Here is a 26,976-nt window from a genome sequence, read left to right as displayed (position 1 = left end):
CTATGAATCGCGATTCTCAAATGAATAAAATTAAAACTATCGCAATGGCAACAACAGCTTCTTGATCTGCGAGCGTGACACTAAATACACCAGCCCTATTGCCAGCACAGGTAAGCCTAACCACATTAATGGGTGCAAGGTAAACGGCAGTTCAAAGCCTTTCACCACCAGCAAGCCGACAACAAATTCAGCGCCAATTGCTGCAATAATGCCTGCTAATAACGCAATAATGCCATATTCAAACCACAAGGTAGTGGCAATGCGTTTTCGGCTTGCACCGAGTGTACGATAAAGCTGAATTTCGGTTTGACGCTCTGAAATACTCAAGCGCAATAAGGTCATGATTAACAGCAATCCACTCAAAACACCTAAGCCAGCTAATACCGTCAGTGACCAACTCACTTGAGTTAACAAGCCTTGAATGCGTGTCGCCATCATACGCAAATCAAGCACACTCACGGTTGGGTAATTTTCAGCTAAGGTATTGAGTAAATCACTTTGCTGATCGTTTATGCGAAAACTCACTAACCATGTAGCAGGAAACGACTGCAATACATCTGGAGTGAAAATGAAATAGAAATTCGGCTTCATATTACGCCATTCTACATCACGAATGCTGTTTACTGTGGCGTTAAACTCTAACCCACCAACAGTAAAAGCTAACTTATCACCCAAATTAATATTTAGGCGTTTCGCAATACCCGACTCCACAGAAACACCAGAGTTATCTCCCCACTTACCTGTTATCACATCATTATGACTTGGTAAGGTTTCTGCCCATGTGAAGTTAAGCTCTCGTCTTAATGCGGGATCGCGTTCTGAATTACTGTTAGAAGATGCCTCTACTAATGCATCACTTTGACTTTCGTCTTCTGTTGAATAAAAACGTTGCTCGTTAATCGCAACTAATCGCCCACGGGTTACAGGATAGCCATCAGAACGGGCCAATTGATTCGCATCTAAATAAGCTAAATAGGCTTGTTGCTGCTCGGGCGCAATATTAATTGCAAACACGTTAGGCGCATCAGCAGGTAAGGTCTTTTTCCAATCCGCCAGTAGCTCGTTACGCAGTAAGCCAATCACGGCTAATAGCATTAACGAACAGGTTAATGCCGCCAATTGTGTCGCAGTTTTCGCTTTACTACGATTGACACGACTTAACGCCAACGCATAAGCAGAGCCAAACTTAATCTTCTTAAGTAATGCGATCGCTGCGATGCCAACTAAAGCCAGCAACACTAACAGTGCAACCATGCCCAATAAGGTAAGCCAAACAAACAGGTTAGTACCAATCCATGCAACGGCTGCCAGTACCGGAAAAATCAGTAACAGCCAAACAGGTGAGAATTTAGCAGTTGATACTTGGGTTGCTTGTACCGTATTCATAGCAGATGCATTGACCAAGCGAGACAGCGGAATACCCAATGCAGGCAATGAGATAAATAACGCCAATAATAAGCTGATCACTAACGGCGCAAAACCAATGCTCGGTAATTCATCAGGCAGCAATTGTTGCAATGGATAGCGCAGTAACCATTCAAGCCAAAAGCCCAAGATTAAACCCACGCCAATGGCAACTGAAAACACGACCGCAATTTGTTGTAATAACCATCGCCAGAGGAAACGGCGACTTGCGCCAAGGCTTTTCATCATCGCAACAGAGGTAATGCGGGTTGCGGCATAATGCTGACATGTAAGCACTAAAGTTGCAGATGCCATGAGTACCACTAGCACTAAAGTCAGTGATAGGTATTGCCTTGCTCGTTCAATAAAATCACCGCTGCGCCCTGCGTCGTTTTCAGTTAACCAACGTTGGCTCGGTGTTAGCGAAAATTGTTTACGAATATCAGCTAATGCTGAATCTGAACCTGAGAAGTAATAACGATAACTAAGTCTACTGCCTTCTTGAATTCCACCAATAGCTGCAATGTCTTGGTTATTAATTAGGACGGCTGGCATTTGGCTAAAAGGATTAAAAGAAAGCTCGGGATCTTCTAAGATTCGCCCACTGATGGTTAGCTCACCATCACCCACCATTAGCGTATCGCCCACTTTGACATCAAGTAGTGAAAATAAGCGTTCTGATAACCACAACTCACCGGGCTTCACATGATGCTGCACAGACTGATCTGTCGCTTGTAATCGTAAATCGCCACGTAATGGAAATTTCGCATCAACAGCTTTAACACTGACTAACTGCATACCGTTATCGCTAAATGCCATAGTACCGAAACGGGTTTGCTGTGAAGTGATTACATCTTTGATTGATAGCAACTCAAGATCGACCGCTTGAGAAGATCGCAATACCATGTCTGCGGCTAACGCAGAGCGACCTTGCGAAACTATGATCCCTTCAACTCGGCTTACCAATGCCGATAATGCAAACACACAGGCAATAATTAAGCTCAGAGCCAAGGTGACTAACCACAATTGTCCTTGGCGGATTTCACGCCACGCCCAACGCAAAAAGAATGGACGTTTTTTCATAGAAAGAGGATCACTTAGCATGACGTTCATCCCTCGCAAGTTTGCCGTTATCTAATCGCATTACCCGATCGCAACGAGCCGCTAACGCATCGTCATGGGTGACAAGCACCAGTGTTGTACCGCTGTTTTTATTAAGTTCAAACAGTAGCTCAATGATCATTGCTGCGGTGTGCTGATCAAGGTTTCCCGTTGGCTCATCAGCAAACAAGATTTTAGGTTTGATCATAAATGCACGAGCTAGCGCGACGCGTTGTTGCTCTCCGCCTGATAATTGGCTTGGTAAGTGCGTTTCTCGCCCTTTTAATCCCACAACCGCAAGCAATTCTTTTGCTCGCTCAATGTCTACTTCATTGTCTTGGATCAGACACGGCAAGGTAACGTTCTCCAGCGCATTCAACGTTGGGAGTAATAAGAAGTTTTGAAATACAAAACCAATAGATTCACTACGAAGTTGAGCGCGTTGCTCATCATCTAACGTAGAAAGGTTATGACCAAGCAGCTCTATTTCACCTTGTGTCGGCACATCAAGCCCTGCCAGTAATGTCATCAAGGTTGACTTACCTGCACCAGAGACACCGACAAGAGCAATAGATTCACCTTGCTCGACCTCAAGCGAAACATCCTGCAAAATAGTCATCGGCGACAAGGTAGTCGTGACCTGTTTTGATACAGAGTGCGCTTTAATTACGGAGACAGACATGATACGAATCCTTTCATTGTTGATGCTGGTGTTTTCATCCACCGCATTGAGTCAAACACTGTTAATCCTTGGCGATAGCCTCAGTGCCGGTTACCAGATGCCAGCAGAAAAAAGCTGGCCTGCACTGCTTCCCCCTTTATTAGCACAACAAGCACAGCCAACAACGGTAATAAATGCGAGTATCTCTGGTGATACCAGTGGTAACGGTCTTGCGCGATTACCTAAATTACTAAAACAACATAAACCGGATTTTGTTTTAATCGAATTAGGTGCGAATGACGGTTTACGTGGCTTCCACCCTAAAATATTACGTAATAACCTCAGCCAAATGATCACTGAGATCGAAAAAGTGGGATCACAGCCGCTATTAATGCAAATTGAAGTCCCACCTAATTATGGCAAACGCTATAACGAGCTGTTTCGTAATACTTATCCGTCATTAAGCGAAGCAACTAATGTACCTTTATTACCCTTTTTTCTGGTTGATATTATTGTCAAACCAGAGCTGATGATGAAAGATGGTCTGCACCCAACCGCAGAAGCACAACCACTTATTGCTCAGTTTATGGCAAAACACCTTCAACCTTATCTCAACAAGGAAAGCGCACAGTGACACAATCTATTTTAATTACCGGATGTAGCTCTGGTATTGGTTATTACTGTGCGAAAGCACTGACCGAGCAAGGCTTCAATGTGGTTGCCAGTTGCCGCAAAACAGAAGATGTAGAAAGGCTTAAGCAAGAAGGCATTCGCTGTGTTCAATTGGATGTCACGTCTGAACAATCCATCACAGATGGTTTACAACAAGCGCTTGCTATAACAGGCGGTTCGATTGATGTGTTATTCAATAATGCCGCTTACGGACAACCGGGCGCATTGGAAGATTTACCAACATCTGCCCTACGTCAGCAGTTTGAAGCGAATTTCTTTGGTTGGCATGAACTGACTAAACAAGTGATCCCACTGATGCTTGCCCAAGGCCGCGGCAAGATTGTGCAAAACAGCTCCGTGCTTGGTTTGGTTGCGATGAAATACCGTGGCGCATATAACGCCAGCAAATTTGCCATTGAAGGTTATACCGATACCTTACGTTTAGAACTCGCCAATACCCCAATTACGATTTCACTCATTGAGCCGGGACCAATTGAAAGCCAATTTCGAGCTAATGCAAAGCGCATGTTTGAACGTCATATTGATATGGAGAAGTCTCGCCATTATGACAACTACCAAGACACCCTATCTCGCCTTGGAAAAGAAGAAGTGACTAATAAGTTCACCTTAAAACCTGATGCCGTATTATGCCCATTATTAGACGTCATTAATAGCTCTCACCCAAAATCACGCTATTACGTGACACAACCGACCTACATTTTTGGTTTCTTGCGCCGTATATTACCGACATCATTACTTGATAAACTATTGATAAAAAGCAACTAAACCATCATCTCGCTGCTTAATATTAGGTATTTTAAGCAGCATTATCACTCTGTTAAAATTGGTGATAAAAACAACATTTATAAAATTAGAATAATAATAAATAGCTATTATTTAGTAACTAAAGTGTCATAAATAGCCCATATCCTCTTTGAGGATCGACTAAGCGACAAAAATCATAAGACGTAATATTACTGTCATATAAGCAACGTAAAGTAGCAACATCTCTTAAGCTAACTCTCTTGGTTAGTTTTTCTTCATAGCTCAAAAGGTGTATGTATGACGTTGCGCCAAATTAACTTACTTTGTGCTTGTATCACCCTTGCTCTTTTACTGACATTTGGTAATTAATGCTCTAGTGAATCACTCACTTGAGCATTTTTTACTTTTCGCTATCTCGACTCATGCTTTTCAACGATAGCTGCTTGATCCACATCGATTCATCCCCATATATTTGATATAGCCTTCAAATAGCCAATGGATCGAATTACATGTACCAAAATACAGCGCTAGAAATTAACGAACAAAATCTGCAACAGGTTATTGAGCAGTCAATGCAAACGCCTGTTGTTATCAGCTTTTGGGCGCCATCGATGCCTGAAACGCTAGAAGTTAACGCCACACTTGAAAAACTTGCCCGTGAATACCAAGGGCAATTTGTTCTGGCAACATTAAACTGTGAAACCCAACAAATGGTGGCATCGCAGTTTGGTGTTCGCGGCTTACCAACAGTCGCGCTATTTAAAAACGGTCAACCAACCGATGGCTCTGCAGGTCCACAAACCGAGCAAAGTCTACGTGAAATGCTAACCCGCCATTTGCCAAGCCAAGAAGAACTGGCATTAAAACAAGCATTAGTATTGGTTGATAATAAAGATTACGCTCAAGCCCTACCGCTACTGCGCCAACTTGCAGCTACGCAACCAAACGATAGTTTGGTCAATTTAGCGATTGCTGAATGTTTAATTGAAACGGCGCTATTTGATGAAGCAGAGCCGATCCTTGCTACGATTCCTATGCAAGATCAAGATGCACACTATAAGAGCTTAGTGGCGAGATTAGAACTACACAAACAAGCAGGTAATTCACCAGAGATCCAACAGCTTGAGCAAAAGTTAGCAGCTGATCCTGATAACGTAGAACTACGTTATGAATTAGTGATTCAATATAGCCAAGTGAACCGTAATGAAGAAGCGTTAGAGCTATTGATTGCGATTCTACGCAAAGACATGAACTATTCAGAGGGTAACGCGAAGAAGACCATGATGGATATTTTAACTGCATTAGGTCAAGGCAACCCAATGGCGGCATCTTACCGTCGTCAGCTTTACTCATTAATGTATTAATTACTTATTTAATTAGGTATCAGCAACTAAATACAAACAGCTGATATTAAAAAGCCCGATACGCTTTAACTACATAGAGTTAGCATATCGGGCTTTTTCGTATTCGCTTAACGCAGTAAATTACTTCTTACGATCGCGTAGTGCATTCGTTAGACGCTTACGTTGACGCTCTTGAGAAACCGTTAGCTTTTGCTTCTTGGTTTCAAATGGGTTTTCGCTGTTCTGAAATTGAATACGAATTGGTGTACCCATCATTTCTAATGACTTACGGTAGTAGTTCATTAGGTAACGCTTATAAGAGCCCGGCAGTTCATTCACCTGGTTACCGTGAACCACGATAATTGGTGGGTTGTAACCACCTGCGTGCGCATATTTTAATTTCACACGGCGACCACGGATCATTGGTGGCTGGTGATCGTCTTGTGCCATTTGCATAATACGTGTTAGTAGAGAGGTACTAATACGCTTAGTTGCAGATTGGTACGCTTCAATCACTGACTCGTATAAGTGACCCACGCCTGTACCGTGAAGTGCAGAAATGAAGTGAATACGTGCAAAGTCAACGAAACCTAAACGGCGATCTAGCTCAGATTTAACACGCTCTTTCACGTCGTTATCCAAACCATCCCACTTATTCACAGCGATAACCAATGAACGACCTGCATTTAGCGCAAAACCTAATAAACTTAGATCTTGATCTGAAATGTTTTCGCGCGCATCGATAACTAGCAATACAACGTTTGCATCTTCAACTGCTTTTAGCGTTTGAATAACAGAGAACTTCTCTACCGCTTGGTGCATGTTCTTACGACGACGGATACCCGCAGTATCGATCAGAACGTACTCTTGACCATCACGCTCCATTGGAATGTAGATAGAATCACGCGTCGTTCCCGGCATATCGTAAACAACCACGCGCTCTTCACCGAGAATACGGTTAGTTAGCGTTGATTTACCAACGTTTGGACGACCAATGATCGCCATCTTAATTGGTTGCTCTTGTAGGCGTTTGTAAGCCGCTTCCGCATCTTCTTCAGAAAGGTTCGCTTTCTCGATGTCTTCAACAGAAGTTAAATCTTCAATTGAAACTTCAGGCTCTTCACCTTCAGCAAGCTCTGCTTTTTTCATGTTTTCTGCAAACGGCGCTAGTGCACGCTCCATTAATGCAGTTACACCACGGTTTTGCGCTGCTGCAATTTGGTACATTGCATCAACACCTAGGCTCCAGAATTCAGCACATGCGCTATCTGCATCAATACCATCAACCTTGTTTACAACAAGGAAGGTAGGCTTTTCACGGCTACGTAAATGCTTAGCAATCGCTTCATCAGCAGACGTTAAGCCTGCACGACCATCAACAAGGAACAGAACAACATCAGCTTCTTCAATCGCTGCTAATGACTGCTCAGCCATTTTTGTTTCAACGCCTTCTTCAGTACCATCAATACCGCCGGTATCGATAACAATGAATTCGTGCTCTTCTAGCTCTGCTCTACCGTATTTACGATCCCTAGTTAAGCCAGGAAAGTCAGCAACAAGTGCATCCCTTGTGCGAGTAAGACGATTAAATAGCGTCGATTTACCCACGTTCGGGCGCCCGACTAGGGCAACAACAGGAATCATAACTACCTCTTACTTTTCATAGTCTTATTGACATTCTTACCGTTCATTCTTGCCTCCAGCCTATATTTTTATAAGCCTTCATCCGACAATAATATCTACAACGGATATAACAACAACGGCTCCAACTACTTATCGCAGTTGGAGCCGACAAATTTAATCTAGCGACATTATACCGATTTATTGCGGTATTTGCATTTTGTTGATTTCACCATCACGGGTCACAACAATAAAGCCATTATTGTCTAGTGCGACAGGCGGTACAGCAATACCACTGCTGTCAATTTTCTCTTGTGAAACGAACTCGCCGTTCTGAGTATCTAGCCAGTGTAGGTAACCTTCAGCATCACCCACCACTACATAGCCATCAATCATCGCAGGTGCGCTTAACTGACGGTATTGTAGATCTGTGTTTTGCCATAACTCAGTACCGCTACGTGCATCGACTGCTACAACATGATCTTTCGCTGTTACTAAGAATAGCTCACTACCATCAACAATAAAGTTTGTTGCTGAAGAATAGTTACGTTTCCAAACAATTTGTCCAGAACGTAGATCGATTGATACTAATGTACCGTTGTAACCCACTGCAAATAGACGATCACCAGCAATAACAGGAGAAGCATCAACATCAACTAAGCGATCAATTTCTGTTGAGCCTTTTGGTGCAGCAATTGATTGTTGCCACAGCAGGCGACCATCAGACATTAATGCGCCCGCTAAACGACCGTTTGCTAAGCCCCAGAATACACCACCAGAAACAGCGACAGGTGAGCTATCACCACGTAGTGTCAAGGTTGGTACTTCGTTGCTTACTTGCCATTTTGACGTGCCAGTTTCAACATCTAGTGCTTGTAATACACCACTGCTGGTATTTACAACAACTAAACCATCAGCAACAAGCGGTTTTGCTAATACTTCACCAGCAACCGTTGTACGCCAAACTTCTTTACCTGTTTCAGCATCTAATGCGATAACTTTCGCATTTTCAGTGCCAACAAAAACTTTGCCATCACCTAATACTAAACCGCCAGAAAGCTTCGCACTGTTGTCGCCTTCAAGATCGGTTTCCCACTCAACTTTACCTGTTGCTGGGTTTAGTGCTTCGATAAGACCTGCACGGTCAGCAACGAAAACTTTATCCAAACCTACAGCAGGCGTTAGTTTTGAGTAGTAGCCATTTACGCCATCACCGACGCTACGGCTCCAATCTGTTTTTGGTGTGAAAGTATTATCAACTTTTGGCAATGGTGCCATTTTAATTGAATCAACTTCACTCGCACAACCTGATAGCACACTTACTGCAACAGCAACGGCTAAAACACGTTTTAACACTTTTTGCATCGTCATCTGCCTTATTGCGCTAAATCATCAAGCTTCATTTGCAATGCAGGTGATGAACCGTCTTGCTGAGCTTCTACATAAGCTTCACGTGCGCCTGTGATATCGCCTTTTTGTAGCAAAATATCACCACGTAGTTCAGCAACTTTTGATTTCCAGCTTGGTACTGTTACTTTCTTAAGTTCAGCCAATGCTTCATCAAATTTTTGCTGTTCTGCATAAATACGAGCTAAACGTGTTGTTGCTAAAGGTAGAATCGCTTCGTCTTTAGTATTGTTAAGCACCCATTGAAGTTGCTCAACAGCGCCATTCAGATCTTTATTCTCAACCTGAACTTTTGCTAGCTGTAATGCTGTAAGCACTGCGTATTGACTGCCTTTGTTGGCATCAATAAATGTTTTCGCTTCAGCGACTGCGTCTTTGCTGTTTTCATCAAGCGCAGAAACAACTTGTGTGTAGCTATCCGATGCAACGTGTTTTGCAGCATGTACTTCAGACTGGTAGTAACGCCAGCCCCAAAGACCACCTAAACCAATCACGGCACCTAGAACAACGGCTTTGCCGTTCTCTTGCCACCACGATTTAATCGCTTCAACCTGTTGTTCTTCTGTGGCGTAGTCGTTCACTTCCTGTCCTCTCTTAAATCAGTGCTGCCAGTTTTGCAGCAACCTCATCCTGTGCCATGGTCGTCTGCTCACCGCCGTGTAAGTCTTTTACCACTACGGTGTTTTCAGCAATTTCATTTTCCCCAAGAACTAATGCAACAGCTGCGCCAACGTTGTCTGCGCGCTTAAATTGCTTCTTGAAGTTACCGCCACCAAAGTGCGTCATTACACGTAAACCTGATACTTCAGTACGTAGCTTCTCAGCCAGTGTCATACCTGCAGCCAGTGTACCTTCACCCGCTGTTACCACGTAAACGTCTACTGAACGACGAACTTCGTCTTGTTCTAGTGCTTCCATTAGTAATACTAGGCGCTCAAGACCCATTGCAAAACCAACAGAAGGTGTCGCTTTACCACCTAGTTGTTCAACTAGACCATCGTAACGACCGCCACCACAAACAGTACCTTGTGCGCCAAGGCTCTCTGTGATCCACTCAAATACAGTACGGTTATAGTAGTCTAAACCACGTACAAGACGTTCATTTACTTGGTATTTGATGCCAGCAGCGTCTAATAGTTCACATAAACCGTCAAAGTGTTCTTTAGATTCTGGATCTAAGTACTCAGAAAGCTTAGGCGCATCAACTAGGATTTCTTGAATAGCTGCATTCTTAGTATCTAGTACACGTAATGGATTGGTGTACATGCGACGTTTTGCATCTTCATCAAGCACATCTAAGTGTTGCTCAAGGAAAGCAATTAATGCTTTACGGTATTCTGCACGCGCTTCTAATGAGCCGATTGAGTTCAACTCTAGACGAACGTGTTCATGAATACCTAACTCACGCCATAGACGTGCAGTCATCATGATAAGTTCAGCGTCGATATCAGGACCGTTAAGACCAAATACTTCCACACCTACTTGGTGGAACTGACGGTAACGACCTTTCTGTGGGCGCTCATGACGGAACATTGGACCAATGTACCAAAGACGCTGTTCTTGGTTGTATAGCAAACCATTTTGAATACCAGCACGCACACAACCTGCTGTACCTTCAGGGCGCAGTGTTAGGCTATCGCCATTGCGATCTTCAAAAGTGTACATTTCTTTTTCAACAACGTCGGTCACTTCACCGATCGCACGTTTAAACAAATGTGTTGATTCAACAATCGGCATACGAATTTCGTTATAACCGTATGCACTGATCACTTGTTTAACAGTACCTTCGACTTTTTGCCAAAGTGGAGATTGTGTTGGAAGGCAGTCGTTCATGCCTCGAATTGCTTGAATTTGTTTCGCCACGTTTATTCTCGTTAACCGCTGGGAATTGGAATCGAATATATAATGTCTTTATGAAATAGTGAACCATGCTCAATCATTATGAGCATGGTTTTTTGATTATATATCTTGTTGTTTTACATCAATGCGGTTGTTTTGATCTAACATTGATGCCTTTGCTCGAATTTTACTCTCAAGCTGATCAATCACATTGTCGTTATCAAAGCGCTCTTTTTGACGGATACCGTCTTCATAGAAAGCACTCTTACGGTTACCGCCTGCAATACCTAAATGAGAAACTTCTGCTTCACCTGGACCGTTTACTACACAACCAATCACTGAAACATCCATTGGTACCACGATATCTTCGAGACGTTGCTCTAGCTCATTAACAGTACCGATCACATCAAACTCTTGGCGTGAACATGTTGGACAAGCAATAAAGTTGATGCCACGAGAACGGATGCGCAGTGATTTTAAGATATCAAAACCAACTTTGATTTCTTCAACCGGATCAGCTGCAAGAGAAATACGTAATGTATCACCGATACCTTCCGCTAGAAGCATACCTAGACCAACCGCAGATTTAACAGAACCTGCACGCGCACCACCCGCTTCAGTGATACCAAGGTGAAGAGGCTGAACAATTTGCTTTGCTAGTAAACGGTAAGATTCAACAGCAAGGAAAACATCAGAGGCTTTTACGCTAACTTTGAATTGATCAAAGTTCAGACGATCTAAAATTTCTACGTGACGCATTGCTGATTCAACTAAAGCTTGCGGTGTAGGTTCACCGTACTTCTGCTGAATATCTTTTTCTAAAGAGCCACCGTTAACGCCGATACGAATAGGAATGTTCTTGTCACGAGCACATTCAACCACAGCGCGAATACGATCTTCACGACCGATATTACCTGGGTTAATACGCAGACAATCTACGCCATATTCTGCAACTTTAAGTGCAATGCGGTAATCAAAATGAATATCAGCAACAAGCGGTACATTGACTTGTTGTTTGATCACTTTGAATGCTTCCGCTGCATCCATTGTCGGTACAGAAACACGGACAATATCAGCACCAACTTTTTCTAATGCCTTGATCTGTGCAACAGTCGCTTCGACATCTGTTGTACGCGTGTTGGTCATCGACTGAACGGCGATAGGTGCACCATCGCCAATAGGCACATTACCTACGTAAATTCGGCTCGATTGACGGCGTATAATTGGTGATTCGTTATGCATTGCTCTTTCTCTAAATTACTGCGGCAACTTAAGCGTTACTGGCTTAGATGCTGGGTAACGACTTAAATCAAAAGGTTGACCTTTGATGTTAATTTTAACGGCACTTGGTGCGCCAAGTCGAACGCGAAATGGTGCTTTACCTTCTAAATCTAAAACTTGACCGGCTTTCTTAATACCAGAGTCTAATCGCTTACCAGTCGCGTCACGGACATCAATCCAACAATCGGCAGAAAAAGCTAACTGAAGCTGAGGAGCATCAGCGTTTTGCTCTGTTGTTTCAGCTGGCATTGCATCTGTTGTTGCAGTCGTCGCTTCAGCGGTTGTCGCTGGAGCATTAGCACTGTCAGCAGGTGTTGCTGTTGAAGGATCAGAAGTCGGTGCTGCCGTTTGTGCCGCGTTTGATGTTGTTGATTCAGTGCTTGTAGGCGTTGTTGCCGTTGCTTCTGCTGGCTGCACTGTAGTATCCGTTGTCGCGGAATGATCAACATTGGTATCCACCGTCGCAGGTTTCGTTACGCTGATGGTTGCATCATCATTTGTTAAGGTTGTCACAATCGCCGAATCTTCACCCTGCTCTTGTTTTTCATGAGCAACAGTTTGATCTGCGGTTGTGTTTAAAGCATTGGTATTTTGATCAAGATGGATGTTCTGCCACCACCAAACAGCGGTCACACCTACAAAAACAGCCGCAAGGATCCAAGTGAGTCCCATAATACGGCTGTCATGTGCTTCACGTTTAGTTCGGCGAGAGAAACTCTGCATTTCTTGTGCTTTTGGCTTGGCGTGACCGCATTTATCCAACAGAGCAAGAACAGCATTTTCTTCTAAACCCACATATTTTGCGTATGAACGCACATAGCCACGCGTAAACGTGGCTAGTTGGGCTTGATCAAAACGGTTGTTTTCAATGTCATCAATAACAGAAAGACGTAACCTTAGACGGTTAGCAATATCCTTTTGTGAATAGCCAAGTTGCTCTCGAGCTTGACGCAATACGTCACCAGGAAGCTGATTCCCTTCTGTTATTTTTTGTTCTTCGTTATTTTCAGTATTCATTGGCCAAATAATTCTGATATTGCAGAGAATCTGGGTATTTCTCTTTCAGCAAAATAGCGTATTTGTTTGCCTGAGTTAAACGTCCAGCTTGTTTTTCCAACTGAATGAGTAACCACAAACTGTCTGCTGTGTACCCATATCTCTTATTAAATTTGAATAACTGTACGCGAGCATCTTTAAAATTGTTGGTCTCAATCTCAACTTGCGCCAGTTGCAACATAGATCTCGGACGATTCGGGTCATGGGCAAGCGCATTTTCAAAATAACCCGTTGCGGCTTCTAAATTGCCCTGCTTACGACTACATAAGCCTGCGTTTTCATAACTTGCCGAAATCAAATAATAATAAGGTTGTTCAATCGCTCTAACAAAAGCGGCAATGGCTTCATCGTAGCGCCCTTCACTACACAAGAATACACCATAGTTGTTTAAGACATCGCCATTTTTAGGTGAATATCTTAATGCTTGTTTGTACATCTTTTCTGCAGCGTCTTTATCACCAACTTTCTGATAATAATAAGCCATTGCGTTTTGTGCACGGTAGTAGGATGGATCATACTTTAACGCTAGTTCCAAATTTTCTCGTGCACGTTCCCACTGACCCTCTTTTAAATAATTCAGGCCGAGGTTTAATCTCGCTTCTGAGGCAGCTTTAGCATCAAATTCTCTACCATTATCTGCCACTTCTACTGTGGCACAGCCTGTAAATAACAGGCATGACAATAGTGGGTATACGCTCCATCGCATCATTTTTGCTCACCTCAACATCCATGTGAAATTACGCAGTTATTTATAGAAGTCTGTTTTTAGACCGCTTTTACTGCAATTTGTTCACCCGCATTCAATTTAGCTTGGGTGCGCTTGGTACGGTCGATGACATCACCAACTAGCTGACCACAAGCAGCATCAATATCATCACCACGCGTTTTACGAACAGTGACTGTAAAATCGTATTCCATCAGTGTTTTCATAAAACGGTCAATACGAGAATTGCTTGGCTTCTTATATGGTGAACCTGGGTACGGGTTAAACGGAATTAAGTTAATTTTCGCTGGTGTATCTTTTAATACCTTCGCTAATTGACGCGCATGTTCCATGTCGTCATTAACATGATCCAACAATACATATTCTACCGTTACTCGACCACGGTTCGCATTCGTTGAATTCACATAACGGCGAACTGCGTCCAAAAATGTTTCAATATCCCAACGGTTATTGATTGGCATGATTTGCGAACGTAGTTCATCTGTTGGTGCGTGCAATGAAATAGCAAGTGCCACGTCAATGTTACCGATCATTTGCTCAAGGCCTGATACTACACCTGATGTTGATACAGTTACACGACGCTTTGATAAACCAAAACCTAGATCATCAAGCATAATTTCTAATGCAGGGATCAGGTTTTTCATATTTAATAATGGCTCGCCCATACCCATCATTACAACGTTAGTAATTGGACGACGACCCGTTTCTTTTTGTACGCCGATTTCTTTCGCCGCACGCCATACCTGACCAATGATTTCAGATACACGTAAATTACGGTTAAAGCCTTGCTGTGCCGTTGAGCAAAATTTACATTCCAATGCACAACCTACTTGTGATGAAACACATAGCGTTGCACGATCTTCATCAGGAATGTAAACCGTTTCAACGTCTTGATCACCAACACGCATCGCCCATTTGATGGTACCGTCAGCTGAGTGTTGCGCTTCAGAAACATAAGGCGCACGAATTTCAGCAACACGCTTTAATTTCTCGCGCAGCTTTTTGTTGATGTTGGTCATTTGATCGAAGTCATCACAACCGAAATGATAAATCCATTTCATGATCTGATCTGCACGGAATGGCTTCTCATTAAGTTCTTCGGCAAAGTATTTACGCAGACCTTTGCGATCGAAATCCAGCAGATTGATTTTGACAGTTGTCATCGGTTGGTGCCTCACTAAAAATGACTATTGCTGCGCCTAAATAATCAGGTATTAAATGCAGACGTGATTATCTCGGGTTTAAGGCGCGAAATTGTACAGCCTTTACGGCATGGTTTCCACATGTTCACTCTATGGTTATTCTAGTGTTGCCAATTTAAAAACGCCACAGACAACAACGGGAAGCCTAAGCTTCCCGTTAAAAACATGATTAATCTATTCTTTCGCTAAAACCTAAGCCATCTGCTTAACATTGCTCGTCATAGATTTTTAACCATTAATTAGCCTCGTGGGCAAATTTCATCTTCAGCAAAGAAGTAGGCAATTTCACGCGCTGCAGATTCTGGGCTATCAGAACCATGTACAGAGTTATGACGCATGCTTAATGCAAAATCACTACGAATAGTGCCACACGCCGCTTCTTCTGGGTTTGTTTTACCCATTAATTCACGGTAACGCACGATCGCATTTTCGCCTTCTAACACTTGTACCATCACAGGACCTGAAGTCATGAATGCCACCAAGTCATCAAAGAAAGGTTTACCTTCATGCTCAGCGTAAAAACCTTGTGCTTTTGCACTGTCTAAATGCACCATTTTGGCAGCAACAATTTTCAATCCTGCATTTTCAAAACGCTGGTAGATCGCACCGATTAAGTTACGCTTTACCGCATCTGGTTTTACGATTGAGAAAGTTCTTTCGATTGTCATTATTATCGTTTCCTTTTGAGTCTTATTGCTTCCAACAAACAAAAAATGTTAGTTACAGCAACAAACCAGCAATATTAGCAAGACCTAACCCCGTTGCGCCAGCAGCCCAGCGCGGATCAGCACCATCACGGAAACTTGCTGCCAAATCGAAATGGATCCAACGGCTATTTTCTGTATCCACAAAACGCGATAAGAATGCCGCAGCATTTGATGCGCCTCCCATACCACCGCCTTTTTGTACTCGGCTATTGGCAGTATCTGCATAAGGCGATGGGCAATATTCCTGATGCCATTTTTCCAATGGTAACGGCCATGCCGGCTCATTCACCAATTCAGATAATTGCTGTGCTTGTTGTAATAATGGCTTATCTAACCCAAAGATAGCATTATAGTCACTTCCCACGGCTACCATCGCAGCCCCAGTTAATGTTGCGGCATCAATGATAAGTGGTGCGCCTGTCTCTGAGGCTGCAATTAAACCATCAGCCAACACTAAACGCCCTTCGGCATCGGTATTTACGATTTCCACCGTAACACCATTTTTATAACTTAGCACATCACCAAGCTTATAAGCGTTACCTGATACAAGGTTTTCGGCACAACATAAGATCAGCTTCACACGTTGGGACAAACCTTGCTCAATAGCATAGCCAAGTGCTGCCGTTACAGTCGCAGCACCACCCATATCACACTTCATTGTTACCATGCCTGCACTTGGCTTTATACTGTAACCACCTGAATCGAAAGTGATCCCTTTACCAACTAAACACGCAGATACTGGCGCTTTAGGATCCCCTGTTGGGTTGTAATCAACCGTTAGCATGACCGGTGGTCGAGTACTACCACGACCTACGCTATGAATACCAATCCAACCATCAGCCAGCAGCTCTTCGCCAACAATTTCTTCGGCATGGATGTTATCGCCAGCAATGTTTTTAAGAAAACTTACCGCTTCTTGCGCTAGTTTTTGAGGGTACATATCTTCAGGAGTGGCGTTCACCATAGAACGTAACCAATCTGAACACTGACGGCGGGCATTTAATAGCTCTAACTCATCCTCATCAATCGACGCCCATTGAATATCAACATGTGCCATGGTTGCTGCAAAACCACAATAGAACGCCCATTGACGTTCATAGTTCCAACCTTCACCAACCAGGCGAACAGCCAGTGCACCTTGCGACTGAATTTGACGGCCCGCTTGTTGAATGCGACGCAGTGGAAAATCACTACGATAGTGCACTGTTGCACTGTCTGACTCGTAACTTAACAGTGAATTTAATCCCCAAGGGCCATTAGCTTCTTCATTTGATAGATACACATTGAGCATGATGTGATTTCCTTTCTTATTCTGATAATGCAAAAAGCCTTCTTGCAGTAAGAAGGCTTTTAATATTAAGGCGTGACTTATTTAGTTAGAATATTTGCAAGTGTTCTTACACCCATACCTGTTGCACCCGCTGACCACTGATCATTGGCGCTCTTACGAAAAGTGCCACTAGCATCTATGTGCATCCAGCCTTTCTTATAATCATCAACGAAGTATGACAAAAACGCTGCCGCAGTACTTGCGCCAGGCATAAACTCACCACTAGAGATATTAGCAAGATCGGCAAAATTAGATGGCAGCATGTTACGGTGCATATCCGCTAACGGCAGCGGCCACATACCTTCATTTTCTTCAGCAGCGGCAGTTAATGCCTGGTGTGATAACTCAGCATCAAAACTCAATAATGCGTGGTAGTCATTACCCAATGCCATTTTCGCAGCACCGGTTAAGGTTGCGCAATCAATCACAATCTCTGGATTCTGGCTATTGGCGTAAATCAAACCATCAGCCAAGACTAAACGCCCTTCAGCATCGGTATTTAAAATTTCAACTGTTGTACCGTTTTTGTACTTAATAATATCGCCAAGTTTTAATGCGCGACCTGAAATCATGTTTTCTGCACAACACAGCACTAATTTAATGCGCTTATTTAAACCACGTGCCATCGCTAATGCTAAACCGCCAGTTGCTAGTGCAGCACCGCCCATGTCAGCTTTCATTGCTGTCATACCGCCAGACGGTTTGATGCTGTAACCACCAGAATCAAATGTAATACCTTTACCTACTAAACATGCAAAGACTGGTGCATCTGCATCCCCTGTTGGGTTGTAATCAAGGCGAAGCATTGCAGGACGGTGATCTGAACCTCGGCCTACAGCATGAATACCATTCCAGCCTTCATCTAATAAATCATTACCTTTAATGATCTTGTAGGTCACATGTTCTGGCGCAAGAGATTTAATAAACTCACCCGCACGTGCCGCTAACTGTGATGGGCGTACCACGTCTGCAGGTTGATTAATGATTTCGCGTACCCACTCAGTCGCTTTTAAACGTGCTGTAAGCTCAGCTTCATCACTGTCACTTAGCGCAGGCCATGTAACAGTATTACCCGGTTTAGAGTTACGGTGACCTTGGATAAATGCCCACACCTTTTCTAAATCCCAACCTTCGCCAGAAAGCGTAACCTGCTTAATGCCTTGCGCATCTAACTTACGCGCTGCACGCTGAAGATTACCCAAAGTGTCATTTTCTGTTAGATGCACAACTGCACCTTCAGGGCCAAAACTGACTAACGCATTATTACCCCATTGGGCATCCGCTGCCTGTTGAGAAAGAGAAACAGCCATGATCGTCGACATTTAAAACTCCTTGAATGTAGCAACAATGAGCATGCTAAAGAAATAAACTCGTTGTCGTTTTGAATATGTATACCCAAGTAACTTCAAAATGCAGTGTTCAGCGAGACGACCTTAGTTCTCAGGCGCGGCAACGATTCGTAGATATAGTGGTTCTATATTGAGAATCGTTAACAAAGTCTGAGAGCTAAGGACGCTCGCCCTTTGGGAGCGTGTCACTGAGCCGACTTCTTGCGTCAGACAACTTGGAAAGAGCTCGCTATTCCGCTTCGTTGCCTTCCTTGAATTCAACTCAGTGACTTCGCTCTGAATCAAGCATATTGAAGTCACTTGGGTATAGATAGTTATGGGGGTAAAGCGAGATAATTGCAATGCAATAAAGAGAAGAATTAGCAATTCTCACTGGAGGAGAAAACAAAAAAGCACCTAATTAAATTGTTTACAATCAATTAGATGCTTCTCTTTTAAATAGCCTTACTATTCAGCTTCTTCAATCCAACACATTTGTACGGCTTCTAATACCCTTTCACTACAATGGCTTGGTTCATCATCAAACTCATCTAACGCGAGGATCCATTCACGTAACTCAGTAAAACGGATTTGTGTGGGATCAATATCGGGATACTTTTCAAATAGTTCAATGGCGATATCGAGTGAATCTGTCCATTTCAAGCTCATAACTCTTCCTTCTTCATGTCTTGATAAGTCACTTAATAATAACGCTGAGATGAAAAAAAAGACTACCCTCAGGCCTGTCTCTTATACACAAATCCCTAAGCCAATGCTTGGGGATTTTTTTTGAACTAATTTTATGTTTCATGATCTGATCATCTAAGCAATGATAAGGATGATTATGATGACCTATATAGAACCCACTCTTTGGACACAAAAACAATTCGGTCAAGCCGATCTTAATGACCCAAGACGAACTCAAAGACTCGTCACTCTAGCGGCCTCACTGGCTGAGCAACCTGGTATACCTGTCTCAAAACTCATCATCTCCCCAGCCGATATGGAAGGGGCTTATCGTTTTATTCGTAATGAACAAATCAAAGCAGAAGATATTGCAGAAGCCGGATTTTATGTCACAGCACAAGAAGCTTTAGAGCAACAAACACTGCTTGCATTAGAAGATACTACTTCGCTAAGTTATTCACATCGCAGCATACGAGATGATCTCGGGCACTCTAATCAAGGTAATCGACACCGAGCAATGTTCGTTCACTCAACCTTGCTTTTTGCTCCCGAAACTCACACTGTAGTTGGTTTAATCGAACAGCAACGCTGGACACGAGATATTGAAAAACGTGGTCAAAGACACCAGCACGCAACTCGACCGTACAAAGAAAAAGAAAGTTATAAATGGGAACAAGCATCTCGACATGTCGCAGAGCGACTAGGCGATAAAATGTCAGATATTATTTCTGTGTGTGATAGAGAAGCCGATTTATTCGAGTACCTCACTTACAAGCACGAGCAACAACAACGATATATCGTTCGTTCAATGCAAAGTCGCTGTATTGAGGAGCATGATAATCGTCTTTATGACTACGCTTCCAAGTTGTTATCAGCAGGAAGCAAAGAGCTAAAAATACCGCAAAAAGGCGGTCGTAAGTCCCGCACGGCTCATCTAGACATCAAATATGCCCCCGTGACACTTAAGTCTCCCGCCAATAAAAAAGAGTTCGATAATATTCATCTCTACTATGTCGGATGTATAGAGCAAGGTGAAAGTGACGATAAACTCGCGTGGCATTTACTGACATCAGAGCCAGTAACAAATAAAGAAGAAGCACTTAAAATCGTCAGTTATTATGAGCGTCGTTGGCTGATAGAAGATTTTCACAAGGTTTGGAAAAGTGAAGGCACGCAAGTTGAACAATTGAGAATGCAAAGTAAAGATAACTTAGAAAGGCTCAGTGTTATTTTGGCTTTTATTGCCACTCGTTTACTCCAGCTAAGGTTTATGAACGAATCTGAAGCGTTATCCAATAACAGTTGTGAATTGGTGTTAAAAGGTAAGTCGTGGAAGCTCATGTGGTTAAAATTGGAGAAGAAAGCGTTGCCGAAAGACGCGCCGAATATATCATGGGCTTACAGAGGCATAGCCCAGTTAGGAGGTTGGAAAGATACCAAGCGGACAGGTCGTGCTTCTATAAAGACATTATGGCAAGGATGGTTTAGGTTACAAACCATCCTTGAAGGATATGAATTAGCTAAGTCTCTTGAACACAATGACTTGTGATCAAGAGACAGACCCTCAGGCAGCCTTTTTTACAACTTAGTGATTTTCAGACGCAAGGTTTAGCGTGTAGCGTGGAATTTCCACCACTAAATCTTCATCTGCAACACGTGCTTGACAGCCAAGACGCGATTCAGGCTCAAGACCCCATGCCTTATCTAGCATATCATCTTCTAATTCATCACTTTCTTCTAGTGAATCAAAGCCTTCACGGATCACTACGTGACAAGTAGTACATGCACAAGATTTTTCACACGCATGTTCAATACCAATGCCGTTACGTAACGCTACATCAAGGACAGTTTCACCCGCTTCAGCTTCTAATACTGCACCTTCTGGGCATAGGTCTTCGTGGGGAAGTACAACAATCTTAGGCATGCTTAAACCTCATCAATAGACTGACCAGCCAATGCTCGACGAATAGATTGATCCATTCGACGTGAGGCAAATTCTTGGCTCGCTTTGTCTGTTTTTTTAATTCCAGCTTCAATTGCTCGGGTATCTGTACCCTGACGCAATTGAACCAGTTCCATCATTATTGCTTCTAATTCTGCACGTTCATCTGCACTTAATAAAGTATCACCATCTGCAGCAAGTGCTGTGATCAAACCTTCTAGTACACGATCGGCTTCAACTTGTTGTTCAGCCAATGCACGCGCGTCTTTATCATCTTGTGCATAGGTCATTGAGTCACGCAGCATGGTTGCGATTTCATCTTCAGATAAACCGTAAGAAGGCTTAACTTGAATTGAAGATTGTACGCCGCTGCTCTTCTCCATTGCCGTTACAGACAATAAACCATCAGCATCCACTTGGTATGTCACACGGATATGTGCAGCGCCTGCTGCCATTGCCGGAATACCACGAAGGGTAAAACGTGCTAGTGAACGACAATCATCTACCATCTCACGCTCACCTTGAACAACGTGAACAGACATTGCCGTTTGGCCATCTTTAAAGGTGGTAAATTCTTGTGCGCGGGCAACAGGGATAGTGGTATTACGAGGGATGATTTTCTCAATCATGCCGCCCATGGTTTCAATACCCAGCGACAACGGAATCACATCAAGCAGTAACATGTCTGAATCAGGCTTGTTACCCACTAGAATGTCCGCTTGAATCGCAGCACCAATTGCGACCACTTTATCAGGGTCAATCGACGTTAATGGCGTTTTACCAAAGTAATCACCCACCATTTCACGCACTAGCGGTACACGTGTTGAACCACCAACCATCACAGTTTCAATCACTTCATCTGTCGTGATATCGGCATCTTTTAATGCGCGGCGACATGCCATCAGCGTCTTTTTCACTAATGGTTGAATTAATGTGTTGAATTGCTCTCGGCTGATCTCACCTTGCCAGCCCAATACATCCAGTGCTACAACATCAGCATCCGTTAGCGCCACTTTAGCCGCTTGTGCTGCATCTTGTAATGCACGACGCTGTTGTGCTGTTAGTGCTTCGGTGTAGTTAGCTTGCTCTAGGATCCAATTTGCCAATAAGTGGTCAAAGTCATCACCACCTAATGCTGAATCACCACCTGTCGCTAATACTTCAAATACGCCTTTTGATAAACGTAGAATTGAAATATCAAACGTACCGCCACCTAAATCGTAAACCGCAATAACGCCTTCTTGACCAGAATCTAAGCCGTAAGCAATCGCTGCCGCTGTTGGCTCATTCAATAAGCGAAGTACATTTAGGTTAGCTAATTTCGCTGCGTCTTTAGTACCCGCACGTTGGGCATCATCAAAATAAGCAGGAACAGTGATCACCACACCTTCAAGCTCGCCACCTAACGCATCTACAGCACGTTGGCTGAGCGATTTAAGAATTTCAGCAGAAACTTGAACAGGGTTAACTTTACCGCTACGGGTTACTAACTGTGGTAAGCCATTTTCTGATGCTTCAAACTGGTATGGCAGTTGTGGGTAACGTTGCTCAATATCAGCAAGAGAACGTCCCATAAGACGCTTAACTGATAAAATAGTATTTGCAGGATCTTGTTGAGCAAACGCGCGAGCGGCATCACCAGTTAAAACAGCTTCGTCAGCAAAATGTACAACAGAAGGTAAAATTGCACGGCCTTCTGCATCATTTAATGTTTCTGCAACGCCACTACGCACCGCAGCAACCAATGAATTCGTTGTACCTAGATCAATACCCACCGCTAACTTATGTTGATGCGGTGCAGCACTTTGACCTGGTTCAGCAATCTGTAATAGTGCCATTGTCATTCCTATCTAAATAGCGAATATGGATGATTAATCGAATAGCGACTCTTCAAGGCGCTCAACTTCATCACGCAATTTCACAATAAACTTTAATTTACGTACCGCATCAGCAGCTTCTTCCCACTTTTCGTTATTTAATAATACGGTAAGTTGGGCTAAGTGCTCTTTATACATCGCTGATGCTTGTTGCTCAAAATCAAACAATGCACTTTCGGGATCTGATGAATCAGGGATCGCTTCTAATGTTTCACGCAATTCCATTTGTTGCATCAAAAACGTCATATCTTGCAATGTTTTTTGCTCACCACGAATATCTTCATTACGTTCGGCCAGCATATATTCAGCACGAGAAACCGGATTTTTTAACGTTTGAAAAGCATCGTTAATTTGCGCTGCTTTTTGAACGGCAAGTAGGCGGTCACGCTCTGATGCTGTCGCATAATTATCAGGATGAAAATGACGTTGTAGTTCACGGAACTGAGTGGCAAGTTGGTTACCGTCCAGTTCAAACTGAAAAGGTAATCCAAATAATTCGAAATGATTCATATTTGCGACCATCTATAAAATTAAACCTGACAACCAATTCGCCTGCGACGATCAGCTATCAGGTTTAACTGAAACACTAAAAACGTTTATACGTTGAAGCTTTCACCACAACCACATTCGCTTGATACGTTAGGGTTGTTAAATTTAAAGCCTTCATTCAGACCTTCTTTAGCAAAATCTAATTCAGTCCCTTCAAGGTAAACTAAACTTTTTGCATCAACGATAATTTTAACGCCTTTCTCTTCGAAGACTTGATCACCTTCGTCAAGTTCGTCAACGAACTCAAGGATGTAAGCCATTCCTGAACATCCTGAAGTACGAACCCCAAGGCGTAGGCCAAGACCTTTGCCACGATTGGCTAAAAAAGTCGATACGCGACTTGCAGCCGCTTCAGTGATTGTAATGGCCATACCTCAACCCTCAGAAAGTTATTCTTGCTCGTGTTTCTTTTTGTAATCGCTAACTGCTGCTTTAATTGCATCTTCTGCAAGAATAGAACAGTGAACCTTAACCGGTGGTAGCTCAAGCTCTTCAGCAATCGCTGAGTTCTTGATTGCTGCAGCTTCGTCTAGCGTTTTACCTTTTACCCACTCAGTGATCAAAGAGCTAGATGCGATTGCAGAGCCACAACCGTAAGTTTTAAATTTCGCATCTTCAATGATGCCATCTTCAGTCACTTTGATCTGAAGTTTCATAACGTCGCCACATGCTGGTGCACCCACCATGCCGCTACCGATATTTTTGTCGTCTTTGTCAAATGAACCCACGTTACGCGGATTTTCATAATGATCGATGACTTTTTCACTATATGCCATGATAAATTTCCTCGAAATCAGTCTAACCGCAGATTAGTGGTGTGCCCACTCAACTGTGTCTAAATCAATACCTTCTTTATACATATCCCAAAGTGGTGACATTTCACGTAGCTTATCTACCGCACCTTTAATTTGAGATACTGCATAATCCACTTCTTCTTCTGTGGTGAAACGACCAAATGAGAAGCGAATAGAACTGTGTGCTAGTTCGTCATTTAGACCAAGTGCACGTAGTACGTAAGAAGGTTCTAGACTTGCAGAAGTACATGCTGAACCCGATGATACTGCAAGATCTTTTAATGCCATTAGTAGCGATTCGCCTTCAACGAAAGCAAAGCTAATATTTAGGTTATTTGGAACACGTTGTTCAAGATCACCGTTGATAGACATTGCTTCAATACCTTCTAGGCCTTTTAGCAAGCGATCACGTAGTTTAACAGCGTGCTTGTAATCTTGTTCCATTTCTTCTTTAGCAATACGGAATGCTTCACCCATACCCACGATTTGGTGAGTCGGTAGCGTACCAGAGCGGAAACCACGCTCATGACCACCACCGTGCATTTGTGCTTCAAGACGAATACGAGGCTTACGACGTACGTATAGTGCGCCAATGCCTTTTGGACCGTAAATTTTGTGTGCAGAGAAAGAAATTAAGTCCACTTTCATTTCTTGAACATCAATCGGTAGTTTACCAGCAGATTGTGCCGCATCTACGTGGAAAACAGTTTTGTTTTCACGACAAAGCTCACCAATTGCTGCGATATCTTGTACCACACCAATTTCATTGTTCACGTGCATAATTGAAACAAGAACTGTGTCTTCACGCATAGCATCACGAAGTTTCGCTAGATCGATCAGACCGTTTGATTCTGGCTCAAGGTAAGTTACCTCAAAACCTTCACGCTCTAGCTGACGACATGGGTCAAGAACCGCTTTATGTTCTGTTTTACAGGTAATAACGTGCTTACCTTTTTTGCTATAAAAGTGAGATGCACCTTTAATTGCAAGGTTATCTGATTCCGTTGCACCAGAGGTAAATACGATCTCACGAGGATCTGCATTTACTAAATCAGCGATATGTTCACGAGCAGCATCAACTGCTTCTTCTGCCTGCCAACCATAACGGTGAGAGCGTGAAGCTGGGTTACCGAAGTTACCTTCCATAGTTAAGCACTGCATCATCTTCTCGGCAACGCGAGGATCGACAGGGCAAGTAGCGGAATAATCAAAATATATTGGCAGTTTCATTTTCTTCTCCGAAAACACGAACGTCTGGTCTCTAGGAGCGGACATCGACACCTATTGTTGTGGCGCTGTCGTGTAATTTTTTATGTCCAAAAGATGCTTTAGCATTCCCCTGTAGGATCTCATCCTGACGATCAGAAATGCTTTGTACATCATTATCTTTCATCAACTCACCAAGAGTGATGTTATTTAAAAAGCCGCTAATACGATCGCTTAAGTCATGCCACAACGTGTGGGTTAGACAACGAGCACCGCCTTGACAGTCCCCTTTCCCATGACATTTTGTTGCATCCACTGACTCATCAACAGCTGCGATCACCATACCAACAGCAATATCTGACGCTTCTTCGCCTAAACGGTAGCCACCGCCAGGTCCACGAACACTCGTAACTAAACCTGCTTTACGAAGACGCGAAAATAATTGTTCTAAGTAAGACAATGAAATCCCTTGGCGTTCTGAAATATCCGCCAATGGCACTGGCCCACTATGCGAGTGCAATGCTACATCTAACATTGCTGTTACCGCGTATCTTCCCTTTGAAGTCAACTTCATAACATTGCTACCTGCTTGAATAGTTTCAGCAAGTTTCGCATAACCAACCAAAACGGTCAAGTATTTACCTGACCAATTTAGTTGGTTATTCACCCTTACGAGTAAAAAGGTTATTTATTGTTCTTTTCTAGGGTTTCAATAGTCTTTTCAACTGACGATAAAATACCTCGTAAGATATTCAGCTCTTGCTGCTCTGGGCGAGCACGAGTAAATAAGCGACGTAATTTTGCCATCACCATACCGGGATGATTTTTATTTATGAAGCGGGTTTGACGAGTGACTTGCTCAAGATGAACATAAAAACGTTCAAGCTCTTCAGCGCGAGGATATTCTTCAACTTGCGTTTTACCCGTATGCTTTTGGCTGTCCAAATAGGCCATACGGACTTCATAACTTACCGTCTGTACTGCCATTGCCAGATTCAATGAACTATATTCTGGATTTGCTGGAATATAGACATGGCAATGACATTTTTGTAATTCTTCGTTGGTTAAACCAGTACGTTCACGACCAAATAAGATCGCTACATTATGGTGCTCTGACTCAGCAACCACTTTAATACCGTTTTCACGAGGATCTAATTGCGGCCATTCTAATGTACGAGAACGCGCACTAGAGCCGACAACTAAACCACAATCTGATACTGCTTCATCAAGTGTTTTTACAATCTTTGCATTTTCAACCACATCGGCAGCCCCAGCAGCCAATGCAATTGTATGGCTATCAATCTCACAAGCCGGATCAACTAATACCAGATTCGTCAAACCCATCACCTTCATGGCACGAGCTGCTGAACCAATATTTCCTGGGTGTGATGTACCAACCAATACAACGCGAATTTTATCTAACATGATGAAGCAACATTCCACAATTAACTAAAGCTGAGGGATTTTAGCACAGCCATAAC

General features: G+C 43.1%; 25 protein-coding genes and 1 pseudogene. 4 read left to right on the top strand and 22 right to left on the bottom strand.

The window, feature by feature from the left end; translation table 11 throughout:
• Window positions 1-36: 36 nt before the first annotated feature.
• Both E5A76_RS08990 and E5A76_RS08985 read right to left on the bottom strand, forming a co-directional pair.
• A complete protein-coding gene (locus tag E5A76_RS08990) occupies window positions 37-2,508 on the bottom strand; it encodes an ABC transporter permease (RefSeq protein ID WP_161118710.1) in 2,472 nt (823 codons plus the stop codon).
• Window positions 2,498-3,085: pseudogene (locus E5A76_RS08985) on the bottom strand (ABC transporter ATP-binding protein); the annotation flags it as partial. The gene E5A76_RS08990 and the pseudogene E5A76_RS08985, both read right to left, overlap by 11 nt.
• A gap of 100 nt (window positions 3,086-3,185) precedes the next feature.
• Between E5A76_RS08985 and E5A76_RS08980 the strand changes: the two are divergent.
• The 3 genes from E5A76_RS08980 to E5A76_RS08970 all read left to right on the top strand — a co-directional run bounded on the left by E5A76_RS08980 (window position 3,186) and on the right by E5A76_RS08970 (window position 5,967).
• Window positions 3,186-3,800: an arylesterase gene (locus E5A76_RS08980; RefSeq protein ID WP_161118708.1), complete on the top strand. Its 615-nt coding sequence runs from the start codon at window positions 3,186-3,188 to the stop codon at window positions 3,798-3,800.
• On the top strand, window positions 3,797-4,624 hold the full coding sequence (locus tag E5A76_RS08975; RefSeq protein WP_161118707.1) for an SDR family oxidoreductase: 828 nt from the start codon (window positions 3,797-3,799) through the stop codon (window positions 4,622-4,624). Before E5A76_RS08980 ends, E5A76_RS08975 begins: the two co-directional genes overlap by 4 nt.
• Before the next feature lie 488 nt (window positions 4,625-5,112).
• Window positions 5,113-5,967 carry a co-chaperone YbbN gene (locus tag E5A76_RS08970; RefSeq protein ID WP_161118706.1) on the top strand — a complete coding sequence of 285 codons (855 nt, stop codon included), beginning with the start codon at window positions 5,113-5,115 and terminating at the stop codon, window positions 5,965-5,967.
• Window positions 5,968-6,087: 120 nt separating this feature from the next.
• Here E5A76_RS08970 and der read toward each other — a convergent pair whose 3' ends face one another.
• The 12 genes from der to iscX all read right to left on the bottom strand — a co-directional run bounded on the left by der (window position 6,088) and on the right by iscX (window position 19,109).
• Window positions 6,088-7,590 (bottom strand): ribosome biogenesis GTPase Der, encoded by a 1,503-nt coding sequence (gene der, locus E5A76_RS08965; RefSeq protein ID WP_161118705.1) that lies wholly within the window; start codon window positions 7,588-7,590, stop codon window positions 6,088-6,090.
• A 177-nt stretch (window positions 7,591-7,767) separates the two neighbouring features.
• On the bottom strand, window positions 7,768-8,931 hold the full coding sequence (bamB, locus tag E5A76_RS08960; RefSeq protein WP_161118704.1) for an outer membrane protein assembly factor BamB: 1,164 nt from the start codon (window positions 8,929-8,931) through the stop codon (window positions 7,768-7,770).
• Between the two features lie 11 nt (window positions 8,932-8,942).
• Window positions 8,943-9,554: a YfgM family protein gene (locus tag E5A76_RS08955; protein WP_008987738.1), complete on the bottom strand. Its 612-nt coding sequence runs from the start codon at window positions 9,552-9,554 to the stop codon at window positions 8,943-8,945.
• 13 nt (window positions 9,555-9,567) lie between these two features.
• Complete coding sequence (hisS, locus tag E5A76_RS08950) at window positions 9,568-10,836, bottom strand: histidine--tRNA ligase (protein WP_008987739.1); 1,269 nt, start codon at window positions 10,834-10,836, stop codon at window positions 9,568-9,570.
• Window positions 10,837-10,932: 96 nt separating this feature from the next.
• On the bottom strand, window positions 10,933-12,054 hold the full coding sequence (ispG, locus tag E5A76_RS08945) for a flavodoxin-dependent (E)-4-hydroxy-3-methylbut-2-enyl-diphosphate synthase (protein ID WP_008987740.1): 1,122 nt from the start codon (window positions 12,052-12,054) through the stop codon (window positions 10,933-10,935).
• 15 nt (window positions 12,055-12,069) lie between these two features.
• Window positions 12,070-13,110, bottom strand: a complete 1,041-nt coding sequence (rodZ, locus tag E5A76_RS08940; RefSeq protein ID WP_161118703.1) for a cytoskeleton protein RodZ — start codon at window positions 13,108-13,110, stop codon at window positions 12,070-12,072.
• Window positions 13,100-13,858 carry a type IV pilus biogenesis/stability protein PilW gene (gene pilW, locus E5A76_RS08935; protein WP_161118702.1) on the bottom strand — a complete coding sequence of 253 codons (759 nt, stop codon included), beginning with the start codon at window positions 13,856-13,858 and terminating at the stop codon, window positions 13,100-13,102. The genes rodZ and pilW overlap by 11 nt, the downstream gene beginning before the upstream one ends.
• Window positions 13,859-13,914: 56 nt before the next feature.
• Window positions 13,915-15,036, bottom strand: a complete 1,122-nt coding sequence (locus tag E5A76_RS08930; protein WP_008987743.1) for a bifunctional tRNA (adenosine(37)-C2)-methyltransferase TrmG/ribosomal RNA large subunit methyltransferase RlmN — start codon at window positions 15,034-15,036, stop codon at window positions 13,915-13,917.
• A gap of 278 nt (window positions 15,037-15,314) precedes the next feature.
• Window positions 15,315-15,743: a nucleoside-diphosphate kinase gene (ndk, locus tag E5A76_RS08925; protein ID WP_008987744.1), complete on the bottom strand. Its 429-nt coding sequence runs from the start codon at window positions 15,741-15,743 to the stop codon at window positions 15,315-15,317.
• A gap of 52 nt (window positions 15,744-15,795) precedes the next feature.
• Window positions 15,796-17,073 carry an aminopeptidase PepB gene (gene pepB, locus E5A76_RS08920; RefSeq protein WP_161118701.1) on the bottom strand — a complete coding sequence of 426 codons (1,278 nt, stop codon included), beginning with the start codon at window positions 17,071-17,073 and terminating at the stop codon, window positions 15,796-15,798.
• Between the two features lie 77 nt (window positions 17,074-17,150).
• Window positions 17,151-18,434 carry an aminopeptidase PepB gene (gene pepB, locus E5A76_RS08915; RefSeq protein ID WP_161118700.1) on the bottom strand — a complete coding sequence of 428 codons (1,284 nt, stop codon included), beginning with the start codon at window positions 18,432-18,434 and terminating at the stop codon, window positions 17,151-17,153.
• Window positions 18,435-18,908: 474 nt separating this feature from the next.
• A complete protein-coding gene (gene iscX, locus E5A76_RS08910; RefSeq protein WP_008987747.1) occupies window positions 18,909-19,109 on the bottom strand; it encodes a Fe-S cluster assembly protein IscX in 201 nt (66 codons plus the stop codon).
• A gap of 178 nt (window positions 19,110-19,287) precedes the next feature.
• Between iscX and E5A76_RS08905 the strand changes: the two genes are divergently transcribed.
• Window positions 19,288-20,676 (top strand): IS4 family transposase, encoded by a 1,389-nt coding sequence (locus E5A76_RS08905; RefSeq protein WP_161118716.1) that lies wholly within the window; start codon window positions 19,288-19,290, stop codon window positions 20,674-20,676.
• 36 nt (window positions 20,677-20,712) lie between these two features.
• Here the strand turns inward: E5A76_RS08905 and fdx are convergent, their stop codons facing one another.
• The 8 genes from fdx to trmJ form a co-directional block, all read right to left on the bottom strand.
• The gene (gene fdx, locus E5A76_RS08900) at window positions 20,713-21,051 is read right to left on the bottom strand and encodes an ISC system 2Fe-2S type ferredoxin (protein WP_008987748.1); all 339 of its coding nucleotides are present in this window, start codon (window positions 21,049-21,051) and stop codon (window positions 20,713-20,715) included.
• Window positions 21,052-21,053: 2 nt separating this feature from the next.
• Complete coding sequence (hscA, locus tag E5A76_RS08895) at window positions 21,054-22,907, bottom strand: Fe-S protein assembly chaperone HscA (protein ID WP_107279772.1); 1,854 nt, start codon at window positions 22,905-22,907, stop codon at window positions 21,054-21,056.
• Window positions 22,908-22,940: 33 nt separating this feature from the next.
• Complete coding sequence (gene hscB / locus E5A76_RS08890) at window positions 22,941-23,456, bottom strand: co-chaperone HscB (protein WP_161118699.1); 516 nt, start codon at window positions 23,454-23,456, stop codon at window positions 22,941-22,943.
• A gap of 86 nt (window positions 23,457-23,542) precedes the next feature.
• On the bottom strand, window positions 23,543-23,866 hold the full coding sequence (gene iscA, locus E5A76_RS08885; RefSeq protein WP_023931415.1) for an iron-sulfur cluster assembly protein IscA: 324 nt from the start codon (window positions 23,864-23,866) through the stop codon (window positions 23,543-23,545).
• A gap of 18 nt (window positions 23,867-23,884) precedes the next feature.
• Complete coding sequence (iscU, locus tag E5A76_RS08880; protein WP_053987140.1) at window positions 23,885-24,271, bottom strand: Fe-S cluster assembly scaffold IscU; 387 nt, start codon at window positions 24,269-24,271, stop codon at window positions 23,885-23,887.
• A gap of 33 nt (window positions 24,272-24,304) precedes the next feature.
• Window positions 24,305-25,519 (bottom strand): IscS subfamily cysteine desulfurase, encoded by a 1,215-nt coding sequence (locus E5A76_RS08875; protein ID WP_053987141.1) that lies wholly within the window; start codon window positions 25,517-25,519, stop codon window positions 24,305-24,307.
• A gap of 31 nt (window positions 25,520-25,550) precedes the next feature.
• Window positions 25,551-26,069, bottom strand: a complete 519-nt coding sequence (gene iscR / locus E5A76_RS08870) for a Fe-S cluster assembly transcriptional regulator IscR (protein WP_053987186.1) — start codon at window positions 26,067-26,069, stop codon at window positions 25,551-25,553.
• Between the two features lie 110 nt (window positions 26,070-26,179).
• Window positions 26,180-26,920 carry a tRNA (cytosine(32)/uridine(32)-2'-O)-methyltransferase TrmJ gene (gene trmJ, locus E5A76_RS08865; protein ID WP_053987142.1) on the bottom strand — a complete coding sequence of 247 codons (741 nt, stop codon included), beginning with the start codon at window positions 26,918-26,920 and terminating at the stop codon, window positions 26,180-26,182.
• Window positions 26,921-26,976 lie beyond the last annotated feature (56 nt).

Source organism: Photobacterium lucens, from assembly GCF_009873615.1.
In the GTDB taxonomy this organism is placed as follows: Bacteria; Pseudomonadota; Gammaproteobacteria; order Enterobacterales; family Vibrionaceae; genus Photobacterium; species Photobacterium lucens.
The sequence above is the reverse complement of the archived record's forward strand: the minus strand, read 5'-3'. Positions and strand labels throughout refer to the sequence as shown.

Coding starts and splice junctions, on each gene's coding strand:
- E5A76_RS08990 (WP_161118710.1), bottom strand. CDS start 2,508: ATGCTAAGTGATCCTCTTTCTATGAAAAAACGTCCATTCTTTTTGCGT.
- E5A76_RS08980 (WP_161118708.1), top strand. CDS start 3,186: ATGATACGAATCCTTTCATTGTTGATGCTGGTGTTTTCATCCACCGCA.
- E5A76_RS08970 (WP_161118706.1), top strand. CDS start 5,113: ATGTACCAAAATACAGCGCTAGAAATTAACGAACAAAATCTGCAACAG.
- der (WP_161118705.1), bottom strand. CDS start 7,590: ATGATTCCTGTTGTTGCCCTAGTCGGGCGCCCGAACGTGGGTAAATCG.
- bamB (WP_161118704.1), bottom strand. CDS start 8,931: ATGCAAAAAGTGTTAAAACGTGTTTTAGCCGTTGCTGTTGCAGTAAGT.
- ispG (WP_008987740.1), bottom strand. CDS start 12,054: ATGCATAACGAATCACCAATTATACGCCGTCAATCGAGCCGAATTTAC.
- rodZ (WP_161118703.1), bottom strand. CDS start 13,110: ATGAATACTGAAAATAACGAAGAACAAAAAATAACAGAAGGGAATCAG.
- pilW (WP_161118702.1), bottom strand. CDS start 13,858: ATGATGCGATGGAGCGTATACCCACTATTGTCATGCCTGTTATTTACA.
- E5A76_RS08930 (WP_008987743.1), bottom strand. CDS start 15,036: ATGACAACTGTCAAAATCAATCTGCTGGATTTCGATCGCAAAGGTCTG.
- ndk (WP_008987744.1), bottom strand. CDS start 15,743: ATGACAATCGAAAGAACTTTCTCAATCGTAAAACCAGATGCGGTAAAG.
- pepB (WP_161118701.1), bottom strand. CDS start 17,073: ATGCTCAATGTGTATCTATCAAATGAAGAAGCTAATGGCCCTTGGGGA.
- pepB (WP_161118700.1), bottom strand. CDS start 18,434: ATGTCGACGATCATGGCTGTTTCTCTTTCTCAACAGGCAGCGGATGCC.
- iscX (WP_008987747.1), bottom strand. CDS start 19,109: ATGAGCTTGAAATGGACAGATTCACTCGATATCGCCATTGAACTATTT.
- E5A76_RS08905 (WP_161118716.1), top strand. CDS start 19,288: ATGACCTATATAGAACCCACTCTTTGGACACAAAAACAATTCGGTCAA.
- fdx (WP_008987748.1), bottom strand. CDS start 21,051: ATGCCTAAGATTGTTGTACTTCCCCACGAAGACCTATGCCCAGAAGGT.
- hscA (WP_107279772.1), bottom strand. CDS start 22,907: ATGGCACTATTACAGATTGCTGAACCAGGTCAAAGTGCTGCACCGCAT.
- hscB (WP_161118699.1), bottom strand. CDS start 23,456: ATGAATCATTTCGAATTATTTGGATTACCTTTTCAGTTTGAACTGGAC.
- iscA (WP_023931415.1), bottom strand. CDS start 23,866: ATGGCCATTACAATCACTGAAGCGGCTGCAAGTCGCGTATCGACTTTT.
- iscU (WP_053987140.1), bottom strand. CDS start 24,271: ATGGCATATAGTGAAAAAGTCATCGATCATTATGAAAATCCGCGTAAC.
- E5A76_RS08875 (WP_053987141.1), bottom strand. CDS start 25,519: ATGAAACTGCCAATATATTTTGATTATTCCGCTACTTGCCCTGTCGAT.
- iscR (WP_053987186.1), bottom strand. CDS start 26,069: ATGAAGTTGACTTCAAAGGGAAGATACGCGGTAACAGCAATGTTAGAT.
- trmJ (WP_053987142.1), bottom strand. CDS start 26,920: ATGTTAGATAAAATTCGCGTTGTATTGGTTGGTACATCACACCCAGGA.